The sequence below is a fragment of the Streptomyces sp. NPDC101776 genome (assembly GCF_044766845.1).
Classification (GTDB): domain Bacteria; phylum Actinomycetota; class Actinomycetes; order Streptomycetales; family Streptomycetaceae; genus Streptomyces.
The window spans coordinates 933,646-955,533 of sequence record NZ_JBIWMV010000001.1; the positions used below are offsets into that span (position 1 = coordinate 933,646).

20 protein-coding genes are annotated in these 21,888 nt (G+C 70.0%); 12 read left to right on the forward strand and 8 right to left on the reverse strand.

What is annotated here, in order from left to right; translation table 11 throughout:
• The first annotated feature begins 11 nt into the window (after positions 1-11).
• The 3 genes from ACIRRY_RS04015 (at position 12) to ACIRRY_RS04025 (ending at position 5,408) form a co-directional block, all read left to right on the forward strand.
• Positions 12-2,327, forward strand: a complete 2,316-nt coding sequence (locus ACIRRY_RS04015; protein ID WP_403967621.1) for a GH92 family glycosyl hydrolase — start codon at positions 12-14, stop codon at positions 2,325-2,327.
• Positions 2,328-2,482: 155 nt separating this feature from the next.
• On the forward strand, positions 2,483-3,808 hold the full coding sequence (locus ACIRRY_RS04020) for a wax ester/triacylglycerol synthase family O-acyltransferase (protein ID WP_403967623.1): 1,326 nt from the start codon (positions 2,483-2,485) through the stop codon (positions 3,806-3,808).
• Positions 3,809-3,914: 106 nt separating this feature from the next.
• Positions 3,915-5,408, forward strand: coding sequence for an SDR family NAD(P)-dependent oxidoreductase (locus ACIRRY_RS04025; RefSeq protein ID WP_403967625.1), 1,494 nt, complete (start codon positions 3,915-3,917; stop codon positions 5,406-5,408).
• 32 nt (positions 5,409-5,440) lie between these two features.
• Here ACIRRY_RS04025 and ACIRRY_RS04030 read toward each other — a convergent pair whose 3' ends face one another.
• From ACIRRY_RS04030 to ACIRRY_RS04040, 3 genes are read right to left on the reverse strand one after another with little or no spacing between them, the layout of a single operon-like run.
• Positions 5,441-6,265 carry an SDR family oxidoreductase gene (locus ACIRRY_RS04030; protein ID WP_403967627.1) on the reverse strand — a complete coding sequence of 275 codons (825 nt, stop codon included), beginning with the start codon at positions 6,263-6,265 and terminating at the stop codon, positions 5,441-5,443.
• A 25-nt stretch (positions 6,266-6,290) separates the two neighbouring features.
• Positions 6,291-6,866 carry an HD domain-containing protein gene (locus ACIRRY_RS04035; protein WP_403967628.1) on the reverse strand — a complete coding sequence of 192 codons (576 nt, stop codon included), beginning with the start codon at positions 6,864-6,866 and terminating at the stop codon, positions 6,291-6,293.
• A 3-nt stretch (positions 6,867-6,869) separates the two neighbouring features.
• A complete protein-coding gene (locus ACIRRY_RS04040) occupies positions 6,870-7,025 on the reverse strand; it encodes a hypothetical protein (RefSeq protein WP_403967630.1) in 156 nt (51 codons plus the stop codon).
• 321 nt (positions 7,026-7,346) lie between these two features.
• On the opposite strand from ACIRRY_RS04040, the gene ACIRRY_RS04045 reads away from it, so the two are divergent.
• Positions 7,347-7,520 (forward strand): hypothetical protein, encoded by a 174-nt coding sequence (locus ACIRRY_RS04045; protein ID WP_403967632.1) that lies wholly within the window; start codon positions 7,347-7,349, stop codon positions 7,518-7,520.
• Positions 7,521-7,587: 67 nt separating this feature from the next.
• Entirely contained in the window at positions 7,588-8,070 is a 483-nt protein-coding gene (locus ACIRRY_RS04050; RefSeq protein ID WP_403967634.1) for a GNAT family N-acetyltransferase, read from the forward strand.
• Here the strand turns inward: ACIRRY_RS04050 and ACIRRY_RS04055 are convergent.
• Positions 8,067-9,410: an amidase gene (locus tag ACIRRY_RS04055; RefSeq protein WP_403967636.1), complete on the reverse strand. Its 1,344-nt coding sequence runs from the start codon at positions 9,408-9,410 to the stop codon at positions 8,067-8,069. The two genes, ACIRRY_RS04050 and ACIRRY_RS04055, sit on opposite strands and share 4 nt — an antisense overlap.
• A 280-nt stretch (positions 9,411-9,690) precedes the next feature.
• Between ACIRRY_RS04055 and ACIRRY_RS04060 the strand changes: the two genes are divergently transcribed.
• Both ACIRRY_RS04060 and ACIRRY_RS04065 read left to right on the forward strand, forming a co-directional pair.
• On the forward strand, positions 9,691-11,547 hold the full coding sequence (locus ACIRRY_RS04060) for a family 20 glycosylhydrolase (RefSeq protein WP_403967638.1): 1,857 nt from the start codon (positions 9,691-9,693) through the stop codon (positions 11,545-11,547).
• 24 nt (positions 11,548-11,571) lie between these two features.
• Positions 11,572-13,119 (forward strand): alpha-L-fucosidase, encoded by a 1,548-nt coding sequence (locus ACIRRY_RS04065; RefSeq protein ID WP_403967640.1) that lies wholly within the window; start codon positions 11,572-11,574, stop codon positions 13,117-13,119.
• Between the two features lie 3 nt (positions 13,120-13,122).
• On the opposite strand, the gene ACIRRY_RS04070 is transcribed toward ACIRRY_RS04065, so the two are convergent.
• Positions 13,123-14,028, reverse strand: coding sequence for a helix-turn-helix domain-containing protein (locus ACIRRY_RS04070; protein ID WP_403967642.1), 906 nt, complete (start codon positions 14,026-14,028; stop codon positions 13,123-13,125).
• Positions 14,029-14,187: 159 nt separating this feature from the next.
• Complete coding sequence (locus ACIRRY_RS04075) at positions 14,188-14,439, reverse strand: DUF397 domain-containing protein (RefSeq protein ID WP_234477210.1); 252 nt, start codon at positions 14,437-14,439, stop codon at positions 14,188-14,190.
• 213 nt (positions 14,440-14,652) lie between these two features.
• Here ACIRRY_RS04075 and ACIRRY_RS04080 point away from each other — a divergent pair, with 213 nt between their 5' ends.
• Positions 14,653-15,201: an ATP-binding protein gene (locus ACIRRY_RS04080; protein WP_403967644.1), complete on the forward strand. Its 549-nt coding sequence runs from the start codon at positions 14,653-14,655 to the stop codon at positions 15,199-15,201.
• A gap of 54 nt (positions 15,202-15,255) precedes the next feature.
• On the opposite strand, the gene ACIRRY_RS04085 is transcribed toward ACIRRY_RS04080, so the two are convergent.
• On the reverse strand, positions 15,256-16,059 hold the full coding sequence (locus ACIRRY_RS04085) for an SAM-dependent methyltransferase (RefSeq protein WP_403967646.1): 804 nt from the start codon (positions 16,057-16,059) through the stop codon (positions 15,256-15,258).
• 70 nt (positions 16,060-16,129) lie between these two features.
• Positions 16,130-17,137, reverse strand: a complete 1,008-nt coding sequence (locus ACIRRY_RS04090) for a LacI family DNA-binding transcriptional regulator (protein ID WP_403968345.1) — start codon at positions 17,135-17,137, stop codon at positions 16,130-16,132.
• Positions 17,138-17,407: 270 nt separating this feature from the next.
• On the opposite strand from ACIRRY_RS04090, the gene ACIRRY_RS04095 reads away from it, so the two are divergent.
• Genes ACIRRY_RS04095 through ACIRRY_RS04110 form a run of 4 tightly spaced genes read left to right on the forward strand, consistent with a single transcriptional unit; the run spans position 17,408 to position 21,810 of the window.
• A complete protein-coding gene (locus tag ACIRRY_RS04095) occupies positions 17,408-18,700 on the forward strand; it encodes an ABC transporter substrate-binding protein (RefSeq protein ID WP_403967648.1) in 1,293 nt (430 codons plus the stop codon).
• Positions 18,701-18,707: 7 nt separating this feature from the next.
• On the forward strand, positions 18,708-19,595 hold the full coding sequence (locus ACIRRY_RS04100; protein WP_403967650.1) for a carbohydrate ABC transporter permease: 888 nt from the start codon (positions 18,708-18,710) through the stop codon (positions 19,593-19,595).
• A complete protein-coding gene (locus ACIRRY_RS04105) occupies positions 19,592-20,494 on the forward strand; it encodes a carbohydrate ABC transporter permease (protein WP_403967652.1) in 903 nt (300 codons plus the stop codon). Before ACIRRY_RS04100 ends, ACIRRY_RS04105 begins: the two co-directional genes overlap by 4 nt.
• 59 nt (positions 20,495-20,553) lie before the next feature.
• Entirely contained in the window at positions 20,554-21,810 is a 1,257-nt protein-coding gene (locus ACIRRY_RS04110) for a glycosyl hydrolase (protein WP_403967654.1), read from the forward strand.
• The last annotated feature ends 78 nt before the right edge of the window (positions 21,811-21,888 follow it).

The window sequence follows — 21,888 nt, forward strand, 5'->3', positions numbered from 1 at the left end:
CTGGAGGACCCATGAGATGGACCCGGCGCCTGCGGTTGTGCATGGCGGGGGCGGTGGCAGTGTCCGCGCTGTTCGCCGCCCCCGCCCCCGCCGCAGCCTCTGCCAACGGTCGACTCACCGACCTGGTCAACCCGTTCATCGGCACCGAGAACGACGGCAACACCTATCCCGGCGCCGCCGTGCCCTTCGGCATGGTGCAGTTCTCGCCGGACACCGGCCACAACACCGGGTACGACTACTCCCAGAACCACATCCGCGGCTTCTCCCTCGTGCACCTCTCCGGCGTCGGCTGCGGGCTCGGCGGAGATCTGCCCGTACTGCCCACGACCGGCGAGGTGACGCGGACGGACTACGCCCAGTACGCGGCCGAGTTCAGCCACGACGACGAGCACGCGAGCCCCGGCTACTACCAGGTCGGTCTGAAAACAGGCATCGAGGCCGAACTCACGGCGACCGCGCGCACCGGCGTCCAGCGCTACACCTTCCCGGCCACCGACAAGGCCAACGTGCTGCTCAACGCGGCCCAGTCGCTGCACTCCGGGGTCTCCTCGAAGGTCGACGTCCTCGACAACCGGACCGTACGCACCACCATCACCGGCCGCGGCTTCTGCCAGGACACCAAGCCGTACACCGTCTACACGATCACCCGCTTCGACCGCCCCTTCACCACCTACGGCACCTGGAACGGCTCGACGGTGACGGCCGGTTCGAAGAGCGGGAGCGGCGGCGCGTACGTCCGCTTCGACACGAGCAAGGACCGTACGGTCGAGGCGACCACCGCCCTCTCCTACGTCGACGCGCACGGCGCGGCCGTCAACCTCCGGGCGGAGGGCGGGAGTTCGTTCGACGCGGTACGCCACCGGGCCCAACGGGCCTGGGAGGACCGGCTCGACGACGTCCGCGCGCAGGGTGGTTCCGACAGTCTGCGCCGGACCTTCTACTCGTCCCTGTACCGGTCCTTCCTCGCGCCGAACATCGGCAGTGACGCCGACGGCCGCTACACCGGCTGGGACCAGAAGATCCACCGCGCGAAGGGCTTCACGTACTACCAGAACTGGTCCCTCTGGGACACCTACCGCACCCAGTCCCAGCTCCTCGCCCTGCTCGCACCCCGCGAGGCCCGCGACATGGCGATCTCGGTGATCAAGATCGACGAGGAGAGCGGCTGGCTGCCCAAGTGGGGCTACGGCACGGTCGAGACGAACATCATGACCGGCGACCCGGTCACACCGTTCCTCACCAACGCCTACCAGCAAGGCCTGTTGAAGGGCTACGAGGAGCGTGCCTACCGGGCGTTGAAGCAGAACGCCGACGGTGTGCCGTCCACCGAGTCGGCGGCGCTTGGGCGGGAAGCCAACAAGGAGTACATCGCCAACGGTTTCGCGCCGTACATCAAGGACCGCCCCCACGCGAAGCCCGGTGACTCCGACTACGACCACGGGGCCTCGGCCACCCTGGAGTACGCCCTCTCGGACGCGATGCTCGCGCAGATGGCCCGCGACCTCGGACACGGCGCCGACGCCGCGCGCTATGCGGCCCGCGCGCAGAGCTACCGGAACATCTTCGACCCGTCGACCGGCTTCTTCCGCGCCCGGGACGCCTCCGGCGCCTTCGTCGGGCCGACCGATCCTGCGCAGAGCGAGGGCTTCCACGAGGGCACGTCCTGGCAGTACCAGTGGCTGGTCCCGCAGGACCTGCCCGGCATGGTCGACCTCATCGGCGGACAGCAGGCGGCCAACGCCCGGCTCGACTCCTTCTTCGCCTACGACCAGCTGCTCGCCGACCCCGCGAAGACCGCCCGCGAGGTGTGGGTCGACGGGCCGTACGACTACTACAACGCGGACAAGTACAACCCGCAGAACGAGCCCGACCTGATCGCCCCGTACACCTATCTGTCGACCGGACAGCCGTGGAAGACGACCGATGTCGTCCATGCCGCGCTGACCCTGTTCACGGACGGCCCGACCGGCATGACCGGCAACGACGACCTCGGCACCATGTCCGCCTGGAACGTCCTGTCGTCGATCGGGATCTTCCCGGTCCAGCCCGGCTACGACACCTGGGGCCTGTCCACGCCCGTCTTCGACCGGGTCGACCTGACCCTGGACCGCCGTTACTACCCGCACGGCGCCCTGACCATCAAGGCGCCCGGCACCTCCGCCGGCGACCGCTACATCCAGGCGGCCCGGACGGACGGGACGTCGTACGACCGCACCTATCTGACGACCGGGCAGCTGAGGTCCGTACGGTCGCTCGACTTCACGGTCGGCCCGCACCCGTCGGAGTGGGGTACATCACCCCAGGCGGCACCACCTGCGCTGAAGTGATCTCAGGCGCCACTGGAGTCCCGCCCCTCTCAGAGGGGCGGGATCGGGGCCGGATGTAATCTGCTGTTAACTGTGCGTAGCTTGATCGTACTTGACCGTAATCGCTTGTCGGCGCTTCACTGCTTGCTCACCCCTAGTCGACGCGAGGCAAGCCTTTGACTTCCGATCCGCTCGCTCCACTCGACCTGGCGTTCTGGAACATCGAGTCCGACCGGAACCCGATGCACCTGGGCGCACTCGGCGTCTTCTCGGCACACTCGCCGACCGCGGGAGCCCACGCCGCCGACCTTCTCGCCGCCCGTGCGGCCGCCGTCCCCGGGCTGCGGATGCGCATCCGGGACGTGTGGCAGCCGCTGTCCCTGTCCTTCGGGAGCGCCACCCGCGAGGAGGACCCCGACTTCGATCCGCTGCACCACGTCCGGCTGCACGCCCCGACCGCCGACTTCCAGGAGGTCGCGGGCCGGCTCATGGAACGCCCGCTGGAGCGCGGCCGGCCCCCGTGGGAGGCGCATGTGCTGCCCGGCGAGGACGGGGTCTCCTTCGCCGTGCTGTTCAAGTTCCACCACGCCCTGGCCGACGGACTGCGGGCGCTGACCCTCGCCGCCGCGATCCTCGACCCGATGGACCTGCCCGAGCGGCGGCCACGCCCCGAGGAGCCCGCACGAGGCCTCCTGCCCGATGTGCGCAAGCTGCCCGGGCTGCTGCGGGGCGCGCTGTCCGACGTGGGCCGGGCCCTCGACATCGGGGCGTCCGTCGCCCGCTCCACCCTCGACGTCCGTTCGTCGGCGGCGCTGACCTCCGAGCCCTCGGGCACCCGCCGTACCGCCGGAGTCGTCATCGACCTCGACGATGTGCACCGCATCCGCAAGACCGTCGGCGGCACCGTCAACGACGTGCTCATCGCCGTCGTCGCGGGCGCCCTGCGCCGCTGGCTCGACGAACGCGGCGACGGCAGCGAGGGCGTCGCGCCCCGCGCTCTGATCCCCGTCTCCAAACGCCGCCCGCGCGGCGCGCAGCCGCAGGGCAACCGGCTCTCCGGGTACCTGATACGGCTGCCCGTCGACGACCCGGACCCCCTCGCCCGGCTCGACTCCGTGCGCGCCGCCATGGACCGCAACAAGGACGCGGGACCCAACCGGGGCGCGGGCGCCGTCGCCCTGCTCGCCGACCATGTGCCGGCCCTCGGCCACCGGCTCGGCGGACCGTTCGCCGCACAGGCCGCCAGGCTATGGTTCGACATCCTCGTCACCAGCGTCCCGCTGCCCGGCATCGGCCTGAAACTCGGCGGCAACCCGGTCACCGCGGTCTTCCCGTTCGCCCCGCTGGCCCGCGGGCAGTCCCTCGCGGTCGCCGTCTCCACCTTCCGCGGACACGTCCACTACGGCCTCGTCGCGGACGCGGCGGCCGTACCGGATCTCGATCTGTTCGCCCGTGCCCTCACCGAGGAGGTGGAGACGCTCATCACCGCCTGTGGGTCGTGACGCGGCACGAGTTTGGTGCTGCGGCCCGGCGCTCCGTAAAATTCCCTGTTCGACGGCCGGTGCGATCGGAGCGCCACCGCGGACGACCCAAGGAAACGGCAGCGCGATGACGGTGACAGAGAACGGCTCCACGACCCCGGACGAGGTCGTGTACGGGCCCGGCATCGACCCCGAGCGGCTGGCCGTCTGCCTCAGCGTGCTCGACGAACTGGAGAAGATCGACGTCGACCACCCCGACGCGATCACCGTGCGCCGCGCCACCGCGGGCATCTACCGCAGCGTCAAGCAGCGCCGCCGCCAGGACCGCCGGGCCGCGAAGACCGCGCACGACAAGGCCGTCACCGAGTCCACCGCGACCGGCTCCGCGCAGCGCATCGACGACGAGACCGAGGGCCTCCTCCCGTCGTCGGTGACGGAGGAGGGCCGGATCGCCGGGATCCTCCAGCGCCCGCGCTCCTGCTACACCTGCAAGACCCGCTACGTGGAAGTCGACTACTTCTACCACCAGCTCTGTCCGGACTGCGCCCGCCTGAACCGCGAGAAGCGTGACGTCCACGCCGACCTCACCGGCAAGCGCGCGCTGCTCACCGGCGGTCGCGCCAAGATCGGCATGTACATCGCACTGCGGCTGCTGCGCGACGGCGCCCACACGACGATCACCACGCGTTTCCCGAAGGACGCCATCCGCCGCTTCAAGGCCATGGACGACTCGGCGGACTGGCTGCACCGCCTGGAGGTCATCGGCACCGACCTGCGCGACCCGGCGCAGGTGGTGGCCCTCGCCGACCAGGTGGCCGAGGCGGGCCCCCTCGACATCCTCATCAACAACGCGACCCAGACCGTACGCCGGCTGCCCTCCGCCTACGCCGCGCTCGTCGACGGCGAGAGCGCCCCGCTGCCCGCCGGTGAGCTGCCCGCCCACCACGTCATCGGCGCGTTCGGCTCCGGCGCGGTCGACGGCCTCGCCGCGCTGCCCGTCGGGATCAGCGGACTCGACGCCCAGCAGGTCGCCGACCTCGCCCTGGTCGCGGGCAACGCCAGCGTCGCCCGGCACCTCGACGGCACCGCCATCGACGCCGGCGGCCTGGTCCCCGACGTCGTGGACACCAACACCTGGGTGCAGACCATCGAGCAGATCTCCCCGGTGGAACTCCTCGAGACCCAACTCTGCAACTACACCGCGCCGTTCATCCTGATCAGCAAGCTCCGCCCGGCCATGGCCGCCGCCGCCGAGGCCGCCACCAGCGGACGCGCGTACATCGTCAACGTCTCCGCGATGGAGGGCGTCTTCGGCCGCGGCTACAAGGGCGCCGGACACCCGAACACCAACGCCGCCAAGGCCGCGATGAACATGGTGACCCGCACCAGCGGCCAGGAGATGTTCCAGAGCGACGGCATCCTCATGACCTCGGTCGACACCGGCTGGATCACCGACGAACGCCCCCACTACGACAAGCTCCGCCTCGCCGAGGAGGGCTTCCACGCACCGCTCGACCTGGTCGACGGCGCGGCCCGGGTCTACGACCCGATCGTGCTCGGCGAGCAGGGCGAGGACCTGTACGGGGTCTTTCTGAAGGACTACGCGCCCGGCAAGTGGTGACCGGCTGAGGGGGCGGGGCGGTTCGGCGGACCTCAGCGGGTCGCGGTGCCGGTCTGAGGCGGTGCGGCCGACCGCAGCCGGTCGTGGACGGCGTACCCGCCCGACGCGTACGCCGCCCGCACCCGCGTCCCGCCGTCCACCAGCAGCTCCGCCCCGGTGATCCACTCGGCCTGGTCGGAGGCCAGCCACAGCACGGCCCGCGCGATGTCGGCCGGTTCACCGATCCGGCCGAGCGGCAGCCCGGCGGCGAGCTCCGCCTCGCCCGGCTCCCACACGAACCGGGCCATCTCGGTGCGGACGAGCCCGGGGGAGACGGAGTTGACCCGCACCCTCGGCGCGAGTTCGCCGGCGAGCTGCTGGGTCAGGTGCAGCAGAGCCGCCTTGCTGGTCGAGTACGCCCCGACGTTCGGCCCGACATGCCCGGCGCCCTCCGTGCACACGTTCACCACCGCGCCGCCGTGCTCCCGCATCCACGCCCGCCACGCGCACTGCACCAGCCGCAGCGGCGCCTCCACGTTCACGGCGAACGCCGTCCGCCAGGCGTCCGGATCGGCCTCCATGAGCGGACCGTACGGCTGGTTCGTCGCCGCGTTGTTGACGACCACGTCGATCCGGCCGAACGCGCGCAGCGCTAACTCCGCCAACTTTCGCGGGTGTTCGGGGTCGCCGACATCCCCGGCCAGTCCGATCCCGCCCAACTCCTCGGCGGCGCGCGCCACTTCACGGGCGTCCCGCGCGCTCACGCACACCAGCGCCCCGGCCCCGGCGAACGCCTCGGCGACCGCGCGACCGATCCCGCGCGTCCCCCCGGTGACCAGGACGGCCCGGCCCCGCAGACCGTACGACGACGACGTCATCGCCGTACCGTCTCATGACGGGCCGTCAGTCGACAGCCCCCAGCCGGGAGTTGGGCAGTCGGGAGTTCCGGGCGGCGACGATGCCCAGGACCGTGCGCCAGTCCTCCAGGACCCCGGCGTCGAGGCCGACGACCTTGGCCGCGTCGTCGGCCTGGCGGAGGGTGATCGCGTCGTCGGCGAGCGGATCGCGCTCGAAGGCGGCGGCCTCGGCGCGGGACATCGGGCCGCCCTGGGTCCGCAGGGTCAGCGTGCTCTGCGCGGACAGATCGTGGTCCGGTGCGGCGGTGGCCAGATAGCGCTTCGCGGGCACGTGCAGACGGACCAGCCGGGCGACCCGCTCGCCGAGCAGGGCGTGGACGGCGTCCGCCGCGTGGTCCGCGTGCCCGGCGTCGTCGCCGGGTTGCAGGAGATGCCCGATGTCGTGGACCAGGCCGGCGATCTGAAGTTCCTTGTCGGCCGGGCGACTTCGGCGCAGCAGCGCGGCCGTCTGCAGCGCGTGCTCGTGCAGATCGACCGGGTCGCCGCTTCTGTCGGGGGTGTCCCAGGCGCCCCGACAGGCGTACAGCAGATCCATCAGCTCCTCGACGCTGCGCAACTCCATGCGTCAGTCCTCCCGCGAGACAGCCCGTGCGGAACCCCAGGGGATCATGGCGAGCTTGCGGCTCAGCCAACAGGACCTGAACTGCGCGACGCCTTGAGTGACGTAGGTCATGTTCTCGACCGTGTGTGCGCTGATGCAGGCCATGCGGGTGGCCGTCAAACCGCGCATGATGTAACAAACCGGTTCAGGTCATGGCCGAAGAACACGGGGAGACTCGCAATAGTTACCCCATGTTTTCAGCCCCATCGAGCGGCGGCCCGCTCATTTGGTTAACCTGAGGCAGACGGACAGCGACAAGGGGTCCCACCCACACCCATGGTCCGTCCCGGGACAAGCCGGTCACAACGGCCTGCTCTCACACGAGTGAACCGGCGCCACCGCGTCCGAACTGCCTTCAACCCACGCCCGAGCGGGCTCAGGTACCGGACCGGAGACCGGCCGGTGTGCCCCGAGGGTGACCCGACGCATAAGGAGTGTGCGGTGACGCCGGAGAAGACGAACAGCGAGCAACGCCCCAAGGAACACACGGAGCGTGCGGGCCACCGGTCCGACGAGCTCGGCAGCCTGGCCGTGTGGGCACGGTCGGCCCCCATCCGTCTCGCGGGCTACGAGGACGACCTCGCCGAGCCCCACATCCTGCCCAGCGTGGACTGACCGCCCCCAGAACCTCCACGGGACCCATCGCGACCGCCGACGGCATGGGCGTGCGAAAATCACGCCCATGCTGATCAGAGAAGCCGCGGCCGACGACTGGCCGCGGATCTGGCCATTCTGGCACCGGATCGTCGCCGCCGGCGACACCTACACCTGGGCCCGGGACACCTCCGAAGAGGCGGCCCGGGCCCTGTGGACGTCCCCGCCCAAGCGCGTCTACGTCGCCGAGGACGAGACCGGGGCGATCGTCGGCTCGGCCTTCGTCACCCCGAACTACGGCGGCCCCGCCGACCGCATCGCCAATGCCGGCTTCATGGTCGACCCCGACCACGGCGGCCGGGGTATCGGCCGCGCCCTCGCCGAGCACATCCTCACCACCGCCCGCGAGCAGGGTTTCCGGGGCATGGTCTTCAACGCGGTCGTCGAGACCAACCCCGCCGTCAAGCTCTGGCTCTCCCTCGGCTTCACCATCCTGGGCACGGTCCCGGAGGCCTTCGACCATCCCCGCGACGGGCGCGTGGGCCTGCACATCATGCACCGGGCTCTCTAGCCGAGCGGCGCGGTCCGCACCCACGGACGCAGCTTCTCCAACTCCTCCGCCAGCTCCAGCAGCGCCGCCTCCGATCCCGGCCGCCCCACCAGTTGTACGGCGCAGGGCGCGCCCGAGGGCAGCGTGCCGAACGGGACCGACATGGCCGGCCAGCCGGTGAGGTTCCAAGGGGGCGTCATCGGCGAGTAGTTGGTGTTGGCCAGCACATTGCGCAGCCAGCCCCGCTCGTGCCACGGCCCGGCCTTGGGGGAGCGGCGGGCCAGCGCCGCCGTCAGCAGGATGTCGTGCCCGGCGAAGAAGGGCGTGAGGCGTTCGCGCAGTCGCTCCCGGCTCTTCCCGGTGCGGACGCTCTTCACGAACCGGCGTCCGATCGCCGCGTGCACCCGGGTCCGCCGCGTCAGCTTCCGCGGGTCGAGCCCCGCCGCGTCCACCGAGGTGCCTGCCGTCCAATGCGCGAGCGATGTGTTGCTCAGGGACAGCGGATACGGCGGATCGGCGCGGTGCATCGCGTGACCGGCTCCGGCCAGCAGCCCGGCGGCCTCTCGGACGGCGGTCGTATACGGCTTGCCGACGGCGACCCCGGCGAGCGGGCTGCGCACGGAAACGGCGATCTTGCGGGACATGGGCTCGTCGGGGCGTACGACCTCGGTGTCCGCGATGACCGAAAACATCAGCCGGGCGTCCTCGACGGTCGTCGCCAGGGGTCCGTTTTCGGACATTCCGAACCAGTCACCGTCGCCGATGCCGGCCGGGACGACCCCGAACCCCGGCTTGATGGTGACGAGACCGCAGTTCGCGGCGGGAATGCGGAGCGAGCCCATGCCGTCGTTGCCGAGCGCGATCGGCACCATGCCGGCGGCGACCGCGGCCGCGCTGCCGCCCGAGGAACCTCCCGCGGTTCGGGTGGTGTCCCACGGGTTGCGGCTGGTGCCGTGGACGCCCTCGGTGGTCCCGAAGACACACAGCTCGGGCACGTTCGTCAGCCCGACGACCACCGCACCCGCCGCCCTCAGGCGCGCCACGGTGACATGGTCGTGGTCGGCAGGCGTGTCCGGGGTCGCGGCCGAGCCGACCCGGTTGGACTCGCCCGTCACGGCCAGGTTGTCCTTCACGGCCACCGGCACGCCCGCCAGGGGGAGTCGGGCCAGATCCGCCCGCGCGGCCACCTCGTCGGCCTCCGCGAGCGCCGCCTCCGCCCGCACCACCCGGAACGCGCCGATCCGCCCGTCGAGCCGCTCGATCCGGGCGAGATGCTCGGCCATCACCTCGCGCGGAGTGACCCGCTTCTCGCGTACGGCGGCGGACAACTCGGCGGCGGTACGGCCGATCCAGCTGGTCACGGGCGCGCTCCTTCGACTTACTCGTGAGTATGTACGGAGAACTGTGCCCCGGTGTGGGCGTCGCGTCGAGTGTCTGCCGCCCCGGAAAATCGGGAGGGGTTCGCCTTGGACATACGTGACCGTCTTCTTGGACTTTTCGCGGGCCGGTTCCGGGTAGGAGCCCACTGACCAGCCGGTCCTCCGATCACTGGCCCAACTTGGCTGCTCCCGTTGCCCATTGACAGCCCCTGAGGGCGGTCCAATCATCAGACGTCCGATCAATCACGACCGGTGGAGTGGCATGGCTGAGCGCAGGAAGAGACGGTTCCGGCTGATCGGCTTCGTGGCGGTGTGCGCGCTGCTCGCGGCGCCCGTACCGGCGGTCGCGGTCCAGCGGGAGCGGGCGGCGACGCCGGTGACCGTGCCCGCACTGTCCAACTGGACGCCCGGGTCCGGGAGTTACGACTTCGACGGCGGGACCCGGCTGGTGGCCGGCAGCGCGAGTGAGCGCAGGGTCGCCGACACCCTCGCCGACGACCTCAAGGCGGCGGGCCACGGAACGGTGCCCGTCGTGCGCGGCGGTGCCGGCCGTCCCGGCGACATCCTGATCGAAGTCCGGCCGACACAGGGCTCGTTGGGTGCGGAGGGCTATGAACTCCGGGCGGGCAAGCGGCTGTCGGTCACCGGCGCGACCGAGACCGGCGCCTTCTACGGCACCCGCACCCTCCTCCAACTGCTCGCCCAGGGTGACCACATACCGGCCGGCCGCACGGTCGACGTACCGCGCTACCAGGAACGCGGGGTCGGCGTCTGCGCCTGCTACATCCACATCTCCCTGCCCTGGCTGGAGAACCTGGTGCGCGAGATGGCGTACCACAAGCTCGACCAACTGCTCCTGGAGATCAAGGTGAAGAGCGACGCGCACCCCGAGGCGAACACCTGGGGCTACTACACCAAGGACGAGCTGCGCCGCCTCGTCGCGCTCGGCGACCGGTACCACGTCGAGATCATCCCCGAGATCAACTCCCCGGGCCACATGGACCCGTGGATAGAGAACCGCCCCGACCTCCAGCTCACCGACAGCGACGGCAACAAGCAGCCCGCCCGGCTCGACGTCACCCAGCAGGCCGCGTTCGACTACTACACGAGCCTGATGGACGAGTACGCGCAGGTCTTCACCGCGCCGTCCTGGCACATGGGCGCCGACGAGTACATGCTCGGCTCCGACTACTCCAAGTACCCGCAGATGCTGCGCTACGCCCAGGAGAAGTACGGCGCGAACGCCACCCCGCAGGACGCCTACATCGACTTCATCAACCGCGTCCAGGCCTACGCCGCGAGCAAGGGCAAGAAGCTGCGCATCTGGAACGACGGGCTCACCGGTGCCAACACCGTGCCGGTGGCGGCCGGCACGACGGTCGAGCACTGGCTGAACGTCCAGGAGAAACCGAGCCAAATCGTCGCCCAGGGCTACCCGTTGATGAACGCGGCCTACTCCCTCTACCTCGTGCGCGGCGGTTTCCACAGCGACACCGAGTCGCTCTACGACCAGAGCTGGGACCCGCGCAGCTTCGAGGGCGAGAAGCTCACCTCCAGCACCGGTATCACCGGCGCGAAGATCAGCCTCTGGCCCGACAACGGACGCGGCGAGACCGAGAACGAGGTCACCGCCGACACCGAGCCCGCACTACGGCACCTCGCCCAGGCGACCTGGGGCGATCCGCATCCCGACGCCACCTACGCCCAATTCACCTCCCGGGGCACGACAGTTGGGCATGCGCCCGGGTGGCGGGACCTGACCCGGGTACCGGTGCCGGACGGCACGTACACCTTCCGCACGGCGGGTGCCTCTCTTGATGCCACGGTGCGGCGCACACCCGACGGCTATGCGACGCTGCGGACGGCGGAGGGCTGCCTGGAGATACAGGGCGGCAAGCTGACCCTCAACGTGCCGCTCCAGCCCGGAGTTTCGGCGACCCCACAGCCCTGTGATGCCGCGAACACCATGCAGCGCTGGGAGCTGGCGCCCGCGGCGGGCGGCTACCGGCTGGTGAACGCGATCACGCAGATGGCGTTGAGCATCGCGGACGACGGCCGGCTCGTGCAGTACCCGCCGGACCAACACCGGCCCGCCACCTGGCACTTGACCGCACACTGACCTGACCGGAGGAGTCCCACCCCCATGGCCCTCTCCAGACGTCTCTTCGTCCTCTCGGCCACCGCGCTCGCCGCGACCGGCACCACCACGCTCCCCGCACTCGCGGCACCCCTGCCCACGATCGGCGACCGCTCCCGTATTCCCGTCGGCCCGGACGACACCGAGGCCGACCTGGTCCGCAAGGCTTCCCAAGTCCGGCCCACCGCACGGCAGGTGGCCTGGCAGAGACTGGAGCGGACGGCGTTCCTGCACTTCGGCGTGAACACCTTCACCGGCCTGGAGTGGGGGACCGGCGACGAGGACCCGGACGTGTTCCAGCCGACCGGCCTCGACACCGACCAGTGGGCCCGAGCCCTGCGCGACGGCGGTTTCAAGCTGGCCATCCTCACCGTCAAGCACCACGACGGCTTCGTGCTCTACCCGTCCCGGTACACCAACCACACGGTGGCCTACAGCAGTTGGCGTGCGGGGGAGGGCGACGTACTGCGCTCCTTCGCCGACTCCATGCGGCGGTACGGCCTCAAGGCCGGCGTCTACCTCTCGCCCGCCGACGAGAACCAGTACCTCCACGGCGTCTACGCCAACGGCAGTGCACGCGCCACGCGCACCGTCCCGACCCTCGTCGACGGCGACGACCGTTCACCGGACAGCTTCTACGCACTGGACGCCACCGACTACGGCGCCCATATGCTCAACACCCTCTACGAGGTGCTGACCGAGTACGGCCCGATCGACGAGGTCTGGTTCGACGGCGCCCAGGGCCGTATCCCGCCGGGCAAGGTCGAGGACTACGACTGGGACAGCTGGTACACCCTGGTCAGGTCGCTGGCCCCGGACGCGGCGATCGCCGTGACCGGACCGGATGTGCGGTGGGTCGGCAACGAGGGCGGCACCGCGCGGACGGACGAGTGGAGCGTCCTCCCGGTGAAGGAGGAGCAGTACGGCCGTACGGACTGGGCGCTGTCCTACGACACCCCCGACGAGGGCAGTCGCGCCGCGCTCGTCGCGGCGCAGCCCAATACCGACTACCTCCAGTGGTGGCCCGCCGAGTGCGATGTGTCGATCCACGACGGCTGGTTCTACCACCCCGATCAAGTCCCCAAGAGCGTCGCGGAGTTGATCGACATCTACTTCGGGTCGGTCGGCCGCAACGCGGTCCTGCTGCTCAACGTGCCGCCGGACACGGACGGTCTGCTGGCCGCGCCGGACGTGGCGCGCCTGCGGGAGTTCCGCGAGCGCGTGGACCGGGAGCTGCCCGAGGACCTGGCGCGCGGGGCGCGAAGGACCGTCTCGCCGGGGCGGGTCACCGTCGACCTCGGTACCGAACAGGCCGTGGACCGCGTCCGGTTGGCGGAGGACATCGGGCGCCACGGCCAGCAGGTCGAGGGCTTCGTGGTCGAGGCGTACGTCGACGGGGCCTGGACGGAGGTGACCCGCGCCGGGACGATCGGCGCGAGCCGCATCCTGCTGCTGGCCGCGCCCGTACGGGCCCGGCGGTGGCGGATCCGGGTGACGGCGGCCCGGGACGCCGTAGGGATCGCGGAGTTCGGGCTGTACCGGTCGCGGGTGTGACCGTCAGCTGTCCTTGAGCAGCTTCTCCAGGAAGGCCACGGACTCGGGGGCCGGTGAGGCGACCATGCTCAGCCGGTCCATGACCGCGAGATAGCGGTCGACCTCGTCGGGCTTGTCCAAGTAGAGGGCGCTGGTGAGCTGTTCGAGATAGACGACGTCCGGCAGGTCCGGCACCGGGAAGCGCAGCACGGTGATCGGACCGCCGGCGGCGGCATGGCCGCCCACGTGGAACGGCAGCACCTGAAGTGTCACGTTCGGCAGGGCGGCCGTCTCGATGAGGTGGCGCACCTGCTCGCGCATCACGTCCGCCCCGCCGAGCGGACGGCGCAGCGCCGCCTCGTCCACCACGACCCACAGCCTCGGAGCGCCGGGCCTGGTGAGCAACTCCTGGCGGGTCATGCGGAGTTCGACGCGGCGCTGGATCGAGTCCGGGGTGTCGGTGGGGCGGCCGAGCCGGATGACGGCCTCGGCGTACGCGGCGGTCTGCAACAGGCCGGGAATGAACTGGACTTCGTAGGTGCGGATGAGGGAGGTGGCCTCCTCCAGACCCAGATGCTGCTCGAACCAGGTCGGGAAGGCGTCGCCGTACGCGCGCCACCAGCCGGGTTCGTTGGCGCGGCGGGCCGAGTCCAGGAAGTCCTGGCGCACGTCGGGCTCTTGGAGGCCGTACAGCGTCAACAGGTCGGCCACGTCGCGCTCCTTGAAGCCGACGCGGCCCAGCTCCATACGGCAGAGCTTGGCGTCCGAGGCGCGTATCGCCGAAGCGGCCGTGTCCCGTGTGATGTTGAGGGACTCGCGCAGGCGGCGCAGGCGGGTGCCCAGCATGATGCGCTGGACCGTCGGACCACCGCGCTGAAGGCTCAGCACGTCCGAACCCGAGGGCGCGTATTCCGGTTGAGCTGCAGTCATGTTCATCCCCTCGGCGGTCGCGCCGATACCGTCCGCAAGTTTTCGGGACTTAAAAGAGGATCGTAGCACCGAGGTTCCGGATAACTGCGGGGAGTGAAGGAGCCGGAAGGTGCCGGCCTGTGTCCGGCGCCTTCCGGCCATCCGCGGGTTTGCCTGACCTCAACGACCGGGGAGTAGGCCGTCGAAGTCGCCGTCCTTCACACCGCGGACGAACGCGGAGATCTCGGCGCTGGTGTAGACGAGCGCCGGACCTTCGGGGTGGCGCGAGTTGCGCACGGCGATGTGACCGTCGGAGAGCGCGGCCAACTCGACGCAGTTGCCCTCGGGGTTGCTGTGGTGGCTCTTGCGCCACTGCGCGCCGTTCAGCAGGGTCGCCGCCATGCCGTTCTCGTGCACGATCTGAGGCCTCATCGCTCCCCCGGAAGATCAGATGCAATTGCAGCTTCAATTGCACCCATTGGTGATGTGGAGGACGATAGCCCTCGGGGGCACCGCTCGCAAGATCGTCTGCAATTGCAGCGGTAATTGCCGATGCACTTGCGTTCGCAGGGTCAGTCGGAGGACCATGTTCCGGACAGGTGTAGCCGCGCAGTTGTTCTCTTCCCAGGGGTCTCAGGGGTCGCGATGTCCGCAGAGCAAGTCGTACGGCCGACCAACACCCTCCACATAGAGGGGACTTGGGAGTGGCTGTGCCGGGCCGTGGACGAGGTGGGCCGGCCCGAGCCGGGACAGACCGTCACCCGGGTCCCCACGGTCGGGGACGGCCGCGACCCCGCCCTCTGTTCCGTCCTGGTCGTGCCGCCGATGCCTCAATCGGCCCATGTGGCACGGGACTTCACCCGCGCGGCGCTGACCGGCCGGGCCAGGGACGAGGTCCTCGACGACATGGCGGTCACCGTGTCGGAGCTGGTGAGCAACGCGTTGCGCTACGGCCGGGGGCCCAACTCCCTTGCCGAGCAGCAGCCTTCACTGTGGCTCGCGGTGTGGGACCGGCTGCCGTACGCGGTGTGCGCGGTCACCGACGACAGCGATCGCGTCCCCGTGGAGGGCAGCCCGGACGAGTTCGCGGAGTCCGGGCGCGGTCTCCAAGTGGTCTCCGCGCTCAGCGAGTCGTGGGGCTGGAACCTGCGGGCGGGCGGCGGGAAGACGGTGTGGGCGCTGTTCCGACTCTGACCCGGGACAGATGAAGAGGGGGGCATCGTGGCCGATGCCCCCCTCTTCCGTTGCTCAGACCTTGCGGCCGATACCGCAGATCGCGTCCACGTCGGACGGGTCGCGGCCCACGTCGACCGGCTCCGGGTGCCACTGCGAGGTGGGCACGATGCCGGGTTCGATGACCTCAAGTCCCTTGAAATAGGCCGCGATCCGCTCCGGACTCCGCAGGTGGTAGGAGCTGGCGGAGTTCGCGTTGTACACCGAGATCGCCTGGTTGAGCGCCGCGTTGGTGTCCGTGCCGTCGCTCAGCGCGAGATAGCTGCCCGGCGGCAGGGCGTCCAGGAAGCGGCCCACGACGGCCTCGGGCTCGTCCGAGTCCGGGATCTGGCCCAGGATGCCCAGCATCGTCAGCGCGATCGGCTTGCTGAAGTCCAGGGTCTGCGCGGCGACTTCGAGAATTCCCTCGGGGTCGCGCACATCGGCGTCGAGGTAGGCGCAGGCGCCTTCCGGGGTGCTGGTGAGCAGCGCCTGCGCGTGCACCAGCACCAGCGGGTCGTTGTCGACGTACACGATGCGGCTCTCGGGCGCGATGCGCTGCGCCACCTCGTGCGTGTTGTCGACGGTGGGCAATCCGGTCCCGATGTCGAGGAACTGGCGGATGCCCGCGTCCTCGGCGAGATAGCGCACGGCCCTTACCAGGAAGCGGCGTTGGAGACGCGCGAGGAGGGCGATGTCCGGGAACATCTGGACGATCATTTCGCCGGCTTCGCGGTCTGCGGCGTAGTTGTCCTTGCCGCCCAGGAGGAAGTTCCACACACGGGCGGAGTGCGGCCGGTCGAGCTGGAGCCGGTCGGCCAGCGGGTCTTCGGAGGTCATGGGCAAAGCCTCACACGAAGTACCCGGCGGTGTCCGGCGATTCGGCCGCGAACCGGGAGACACAGCACTTTCACACCCGTGCCGGTCCCGTGCTGTCCCGCTCGATCAGCCGCGGCACCGGCACCCGCACCGTACGGGCCGGGCCGCCGTCCAGCAGCGCGGTCAACTCCCGGGCCGCCGTACGGCCGAACTCCACACTGTCCCGCGACAACGCCGACAGCCACGGCCGGACCATCCGGCACAGCGCGGAGTCCTCCCACGCGACCACCGACACGTCCGCCGGTACGGAGCGGCCGAGTTCGGTCGCGGCGGCCACCCCGGCGACGGCCATCACGTCGTTGTCGTAGATCAACGCCGTCGGTGGAGCGGGGACTTCGAGGACCCGGCGGGTGACGGCGGCACCCGCCGCGTCCGAGTAGTCCGTGGTCACCGAGCGCACCTCGGTCAGCCCGCGCCGCGCGGCCTCGGCGCGCAGGGCGCGGATCCGGCGCTCGGTGTGCGCGAGGCCCGGCAGGCCCGCGATGTGCGCGATACGGCGGTGGCCGCGCGCGTACAACTCGTCGACCACCGACGCCATCGCGCCCGCGTCGTCGGCCCACACCGTCGACAGACCGGGATGCCGTTCGTCCGGGGCGCCGCCGATCACCACGGCGGGCAGGCCCAGTTCGTCGAGGAGATCGGGCCGCGGATCGACGGTGCGCGGGTCGGCCACCAGGACGCCGTCCACCCGGTGTTCGGCCCACCAGCGCCGGTACACCGCGCACTCGTCCTCGACGTCCTCGGCCATCTGGAAGAGCAGCCCGAGATGGCGCTCGGCCAGTATCTCCTGGATGCCCGAGACGAGTTGGAGGAAGAAGGAGTCCACGCCGAGTGTCTCCGCGGGCCGGGCGAGGACGAAACCGACCGTCGCCGCACCCTCCCCGGACAGCGCCCGCGCCGCCGTACTGGGCCGCCAGCCCAACTGCTCCGCGACCCGGCGCACCCGGTCGCGGGTGATCTCGGAGACGCCGGGCCGGCCGTTGAGCGCGAAGGAGACCGCGCTCTCGGACACACCGGCGCGCTGCGCGATGTCCTTCATCGTCGGCCGACGCGCGGGCGACCGCTTGCCTGACAAGCCTGCTCTCCATTCCACCGGAGCCGCGCACTAATGCGCTTGAGCCAGCACACCCTAAAGCGCATTAGTGATCCACCGCAAGAATGCGAACACACCTACCTGACCAGTGCAGTTGGCCGGATCCGGCCAACTAATGAATTTAGCTGAGCGGAATCCATTGACTCGCGCGCCGGGCAGCGTGCAAGGTCTGCCCCGGCACGATTGGCCACCCCCACTGCAAAGGAGCCACTCGCTGTGCGCATCTCCCGCAGAGTCCTCGCCGCCGCTGCCGCCGCCGTAGTCCTCATGCCGCTGAGCGCCTGCGGCTCCGGGGGAGACGACGGCGGATCGACCGACGCCTCGGGCAAGGTCGAGGGCGACATCACCTTCCAGACCTGGAACCTCCGCGCCAACTTCAAGTCGTACTTCGAGGGCGTGATCTCCGGCTTCGAGAAGCAGTACCCCGGCACCCATGTGAAGTGGATCGACCAGCCCGCCGAGGGCTACGCCGACAAGATCAGCGCGGACGCCGCCGGCGGCACCCTGCCCGACGTCGTCAACGTCTCCCCGGACCTGGTCGCCCCGCTCGCCAAGGCGGGCCTCGCCCTCGACCTCGACAAGTCGGCCGCGAAGTACAAGAGCGAGTATCTGGCGGGCGCTTGGGCCAGCCACGAGATACCGGGCATGACCGGGACCTACGCCTTCCCCTGGTATCTCAACACCGGCCCGCTCTTCTACAACAAGTCCCTGTTCAAGCAGGCCGGACTCGACCCGGACCAGCCGCCGAAGACGTACGACGAACTCTTCGCCCAGGCCCTCCAGTTGGCGAAGAAGACGGACGGGAAGGTCGCCACCCTCGCCAACGTCCCCACCGTCGAGGACTTCGGCCGCTACGGCGTCCAGCTCATGAACAAGGCCGGCACCGCCTTCGCCTTCAACGACACGAAGGGCATCGAACTCCTCACCAAGTACAAGGAGTTGTACGACGCGAAGGCCCTCGACCCGCAGGCGCTCACCGCGACCCCCGAGTCGTCCGGCAAGAAGTTCCTCACCGGGGCCGTCGCCATGAACCCGGGCAGCGCCCTGGACCTCGACAACTTCAAGAAGCAGGCGCCCACTCTGTACAAGAACATCGGCATCACCGACCAGATCACCAGCACCGGGCACGTCAACATGTACGTGATGGGCGTGATGGTGAACTCCAAGACCAAGCACACGCCCGCGTCCGTGGCCTTCGCGCACTACGTCACCGACGCCCAGCAGCAGATGTCGTTCGCGAAGAAGGTCGCCATCTTCCCGAGCACCGCCGGGTCCCTCGACGACCCGTACTTCACCAAGGAGGACGGCACCGACGAGACACGGGTGCGGATCGCCGCCGCCAAGTCCCTGAAGAACGCGGAGAATTACACGCCGGTGCTGTTCAGTGAGCAGATGAAGACCGCGCTGCGCAACGAGGTCGCCAAGGCGCTGCAAGGCAAGGAGAGCCCCAAGACGGCTCTTGACAACGCTGTCAAGGCCTGCGACACACTGCTCCAGCAGGAAGGCTGAGGGCCCCATGGCCGACGTGTCCCGCGTGCGGCGCCAACTGCCCACCAGCCCCTGGCTGTTCGCCGCTCCCGGGCTGCTCGTCGTCGGCGCCTTCGTGCTCTATCCCTTCGGCTCCACCGTGGCCAACTCCTTCACGGACCGGCGCACGCTGATCCCCGGCCACTTCGTGGGCTTCGCCAACTTCCGCGAGCTGTGGCACGACGACATGTTCTGGACCGGCCTGCGCAACAGCACCCTGTACATCCTCGGAGTGGTCCCCGCACTCGTCGTACTCCCGCTGCTGCTCGCCCTGTTGGTGCAGAAGAACATCCCCGGCATCACCTTCTTCCGGTCCGCCTTCTACACCCCGGTCGTCGCGTCGATCGTCGTGGTCGGGCTGATCTGGGTGTGGCTGCTGGACGAACGCGGCCTCGTCAACTCGCTGTTGGAGACGATCGGCGTCGGCCGGATCGGGTTCCTCAGTGATCAGTGGCTACTGCTGTCGAGCGCCATGGCCGTCACGGTGTGGAAGGGGCTCGGCTACTACATGATCATTTATCTGGCCGCGCTCGCCAGTGTGCCGCGCGAACTGCACGAGGCCGCCTCGGTCGACGGCGCGGGCGCGATCCGCCGGTTCTTCACGGTGACCGTGCCCGCCGTCCGCTCCACCATGGTCCTCGTCGGGGCGCTGTCCTCGGTCGCCGCCTTCAAGGTGTTCTCCGAGGTGTACCTGATGGCGGGCCCGAGCGGCGGACCGGCCGGCGAGGACACGACCCTCGTGATGCTCGTCCAGCGCACCGGCACCGGACTGACCGGCCGTGTCGGCTACGCCTCCGCGCTCTCGGTCGTCGTCTTCGTCGTCACCGTCGCGCTGATGCTGCTCGTGCTGCGGGCCGACCGGAAGGAGGACGCTTGAGCGTCATCGAGCGCACAAGACCCGTACCGGAGACGGCGGTTCGCGAACCCCGAGTCACCGACGAGCACGGCCGTCGCATCCGGGGGTGGGAACTCGCCCTGCGCTACACGCTGTTGCTCGTCGTCCTCGCCATCACCGTCGGCCCCTTCGTGTGGCAGCTCTCCACCTCGCTCAAGGGCTCGACCGAGGACATCTACAGCTCACCGCCGACCTTCCTGCCCCAGCACCCCACCCTGCACAACTACCAACGGGTCGCCGACACCATCCCCGTGTGGGACTACGCCTTCAACTCGCTGAAGGTCGCCGCCGCCAACGTCGTGACGAACTGCGTCGGTTCGGCCCTCGCGGGCTACGCCCTGGCCCGGCTGCGCTACCGCGGCCGTCGCGTCGCCACCCTCGTCTTCATCCTCGCGATGCTCGTCCCGGTGGAGGGCATCATCATCGCCCAGTTCACCACCATGCGGGAGCTGGGCCTCAACAACACCCTGATCGGGGTGGTCCTCCCGGGCTGCGTCGGCGCGATGAACGTCCTGCTGATGCGCAATGCGTTCCTCAACCTGCCCTACGAGATCGAGGAGGCGGCCTACGTCGACGGCGCCAACGTGTGGCAGCGGTTCCTGCGGATCGCGCTGCCGTCGGTGAAGGGGACGATCGCCGTCGTCGCGATCTTCGCCTTCATGGGCGCCTGGGACGACTTCCTGTGGCCGCTTATCGTGCTCAGCGACCCGTCCAAGTTCACACTCACCATCGGCCTCAACTATCTGCACGGCACCTTCGCCAACGACGAACGCCTGGTGGCCGCCGGCACGGTCATCGCCGTGGCACCGCTGATCGCCCTCTTCGCCTGCCTCCAGCGGTACTTCTTCCGGGGCGTGGGCGAAGGCGCCGTGAAGGGCTGACCGCCGGTTGGACTCCGCCCGTACACACATCCCGTACGCACCACAGAACCAGGATCCCGATGTCTTCTGCCGTGCGCTTCGGCGTCAACTACACGCCCAGCCAAGGGTGGTTCCACCACTGGCTCGACTTCGACCCCGACTCCGTACGCGCCGACCTCGACTCGATCGCCGAGCTGGGCCTCGACCACATCCGGGTCTTCCCGCTGTGGCCGTACTTCCAGCCCAACCGCACCCTGATCCGCCCGAAGGCCGTGGAGCAACTCGTTCAGCTTGTCGACGCAGCCGGTGAGCGCGGGCTCGACGTCAACGTGGACGGTCTGCAAGGGCACTTGAGCAGTTTCGACTACCTGCCCGCCTGGACCCGGACCTGGCACCGGCGCAACCTCTTCACCGACCCGGACGTCCTCGACGGCCAGGCCGCCTATCTGCGCACCCTCGCCGCCGCCCTCGCCGACCGGCCGAACTTCATCGGCATGACCCTCGGCAACGAGGTCAACCAGTTCTCGGCCGGCCCGCATCCGGACCCCGACCGGGCGACGGAGGACCAGATCGACGCCTGGCTGACGCGGATGCTCGCGGCCTGCGCCGAGGGTGCGCCCGGCAAGCCGCATCTGCACGCCGAGTACGACGCGACCTGGTACCAGGACGACATGCCGTTCACTCCGGCCCAGGCCGCCCGCCACGGGGCGATGACGGCCGTGCACTCCTGGGTCTTCAACGGCACCGGCCAACGCCACGGCCGCAGTTCGGTCCCCGCCGAGCACCACGCCGCGTATCTGATCGAGCTGAGCAAGGCCTGGGCCGACGCACCGCACCGGCCCGTCTGGCTCCAGGAGGTCGGCGCGCCCCAGCCGCTCGTCCCGGCCGAGCACGCGGCCGACTTCGCCTCCGCGACCATCGCCAACGCCCTGGATTGCCCGGACCTCTGGGGCATCACCTGGTGGTGCTCGCACGACGTGTCCCGCGAACTCGCCGACTTCCCCGAACTCGAGTACGGGCTGGGCCTGTTGACCAACGGCCGGCAGGCCAAGGACATCGCGCTCGTGCTGGCCGAGGCGGCCCGCGAGCCCACCTACGAACCCGCCGTCCGCACCACGGCCCTCGTCGTGCCCGCCGATCCGTCGGTCCGCTCGCTCTGCGGCCCCGGCGGGCCGGTGTTCGACGCCTACTTCAGACTCGTCGCCGACGGCGCCCGCCCGGCGACCGTCCTCGACGCACGCGCGGACGACAAGGAACACCTCGCCGCGCGCGGCATCACCGAAGTCGTCACTCCCGACCAGGTACTCCCCACCCCACAAGGAGACACCAGCTCGTGAACCCCGGACGCCCCAGCAGACGCACCGTTTTGCTCGCCGGCGCGGCGGCAACCCTGCTGCCCCAACTGCCCACGCCCG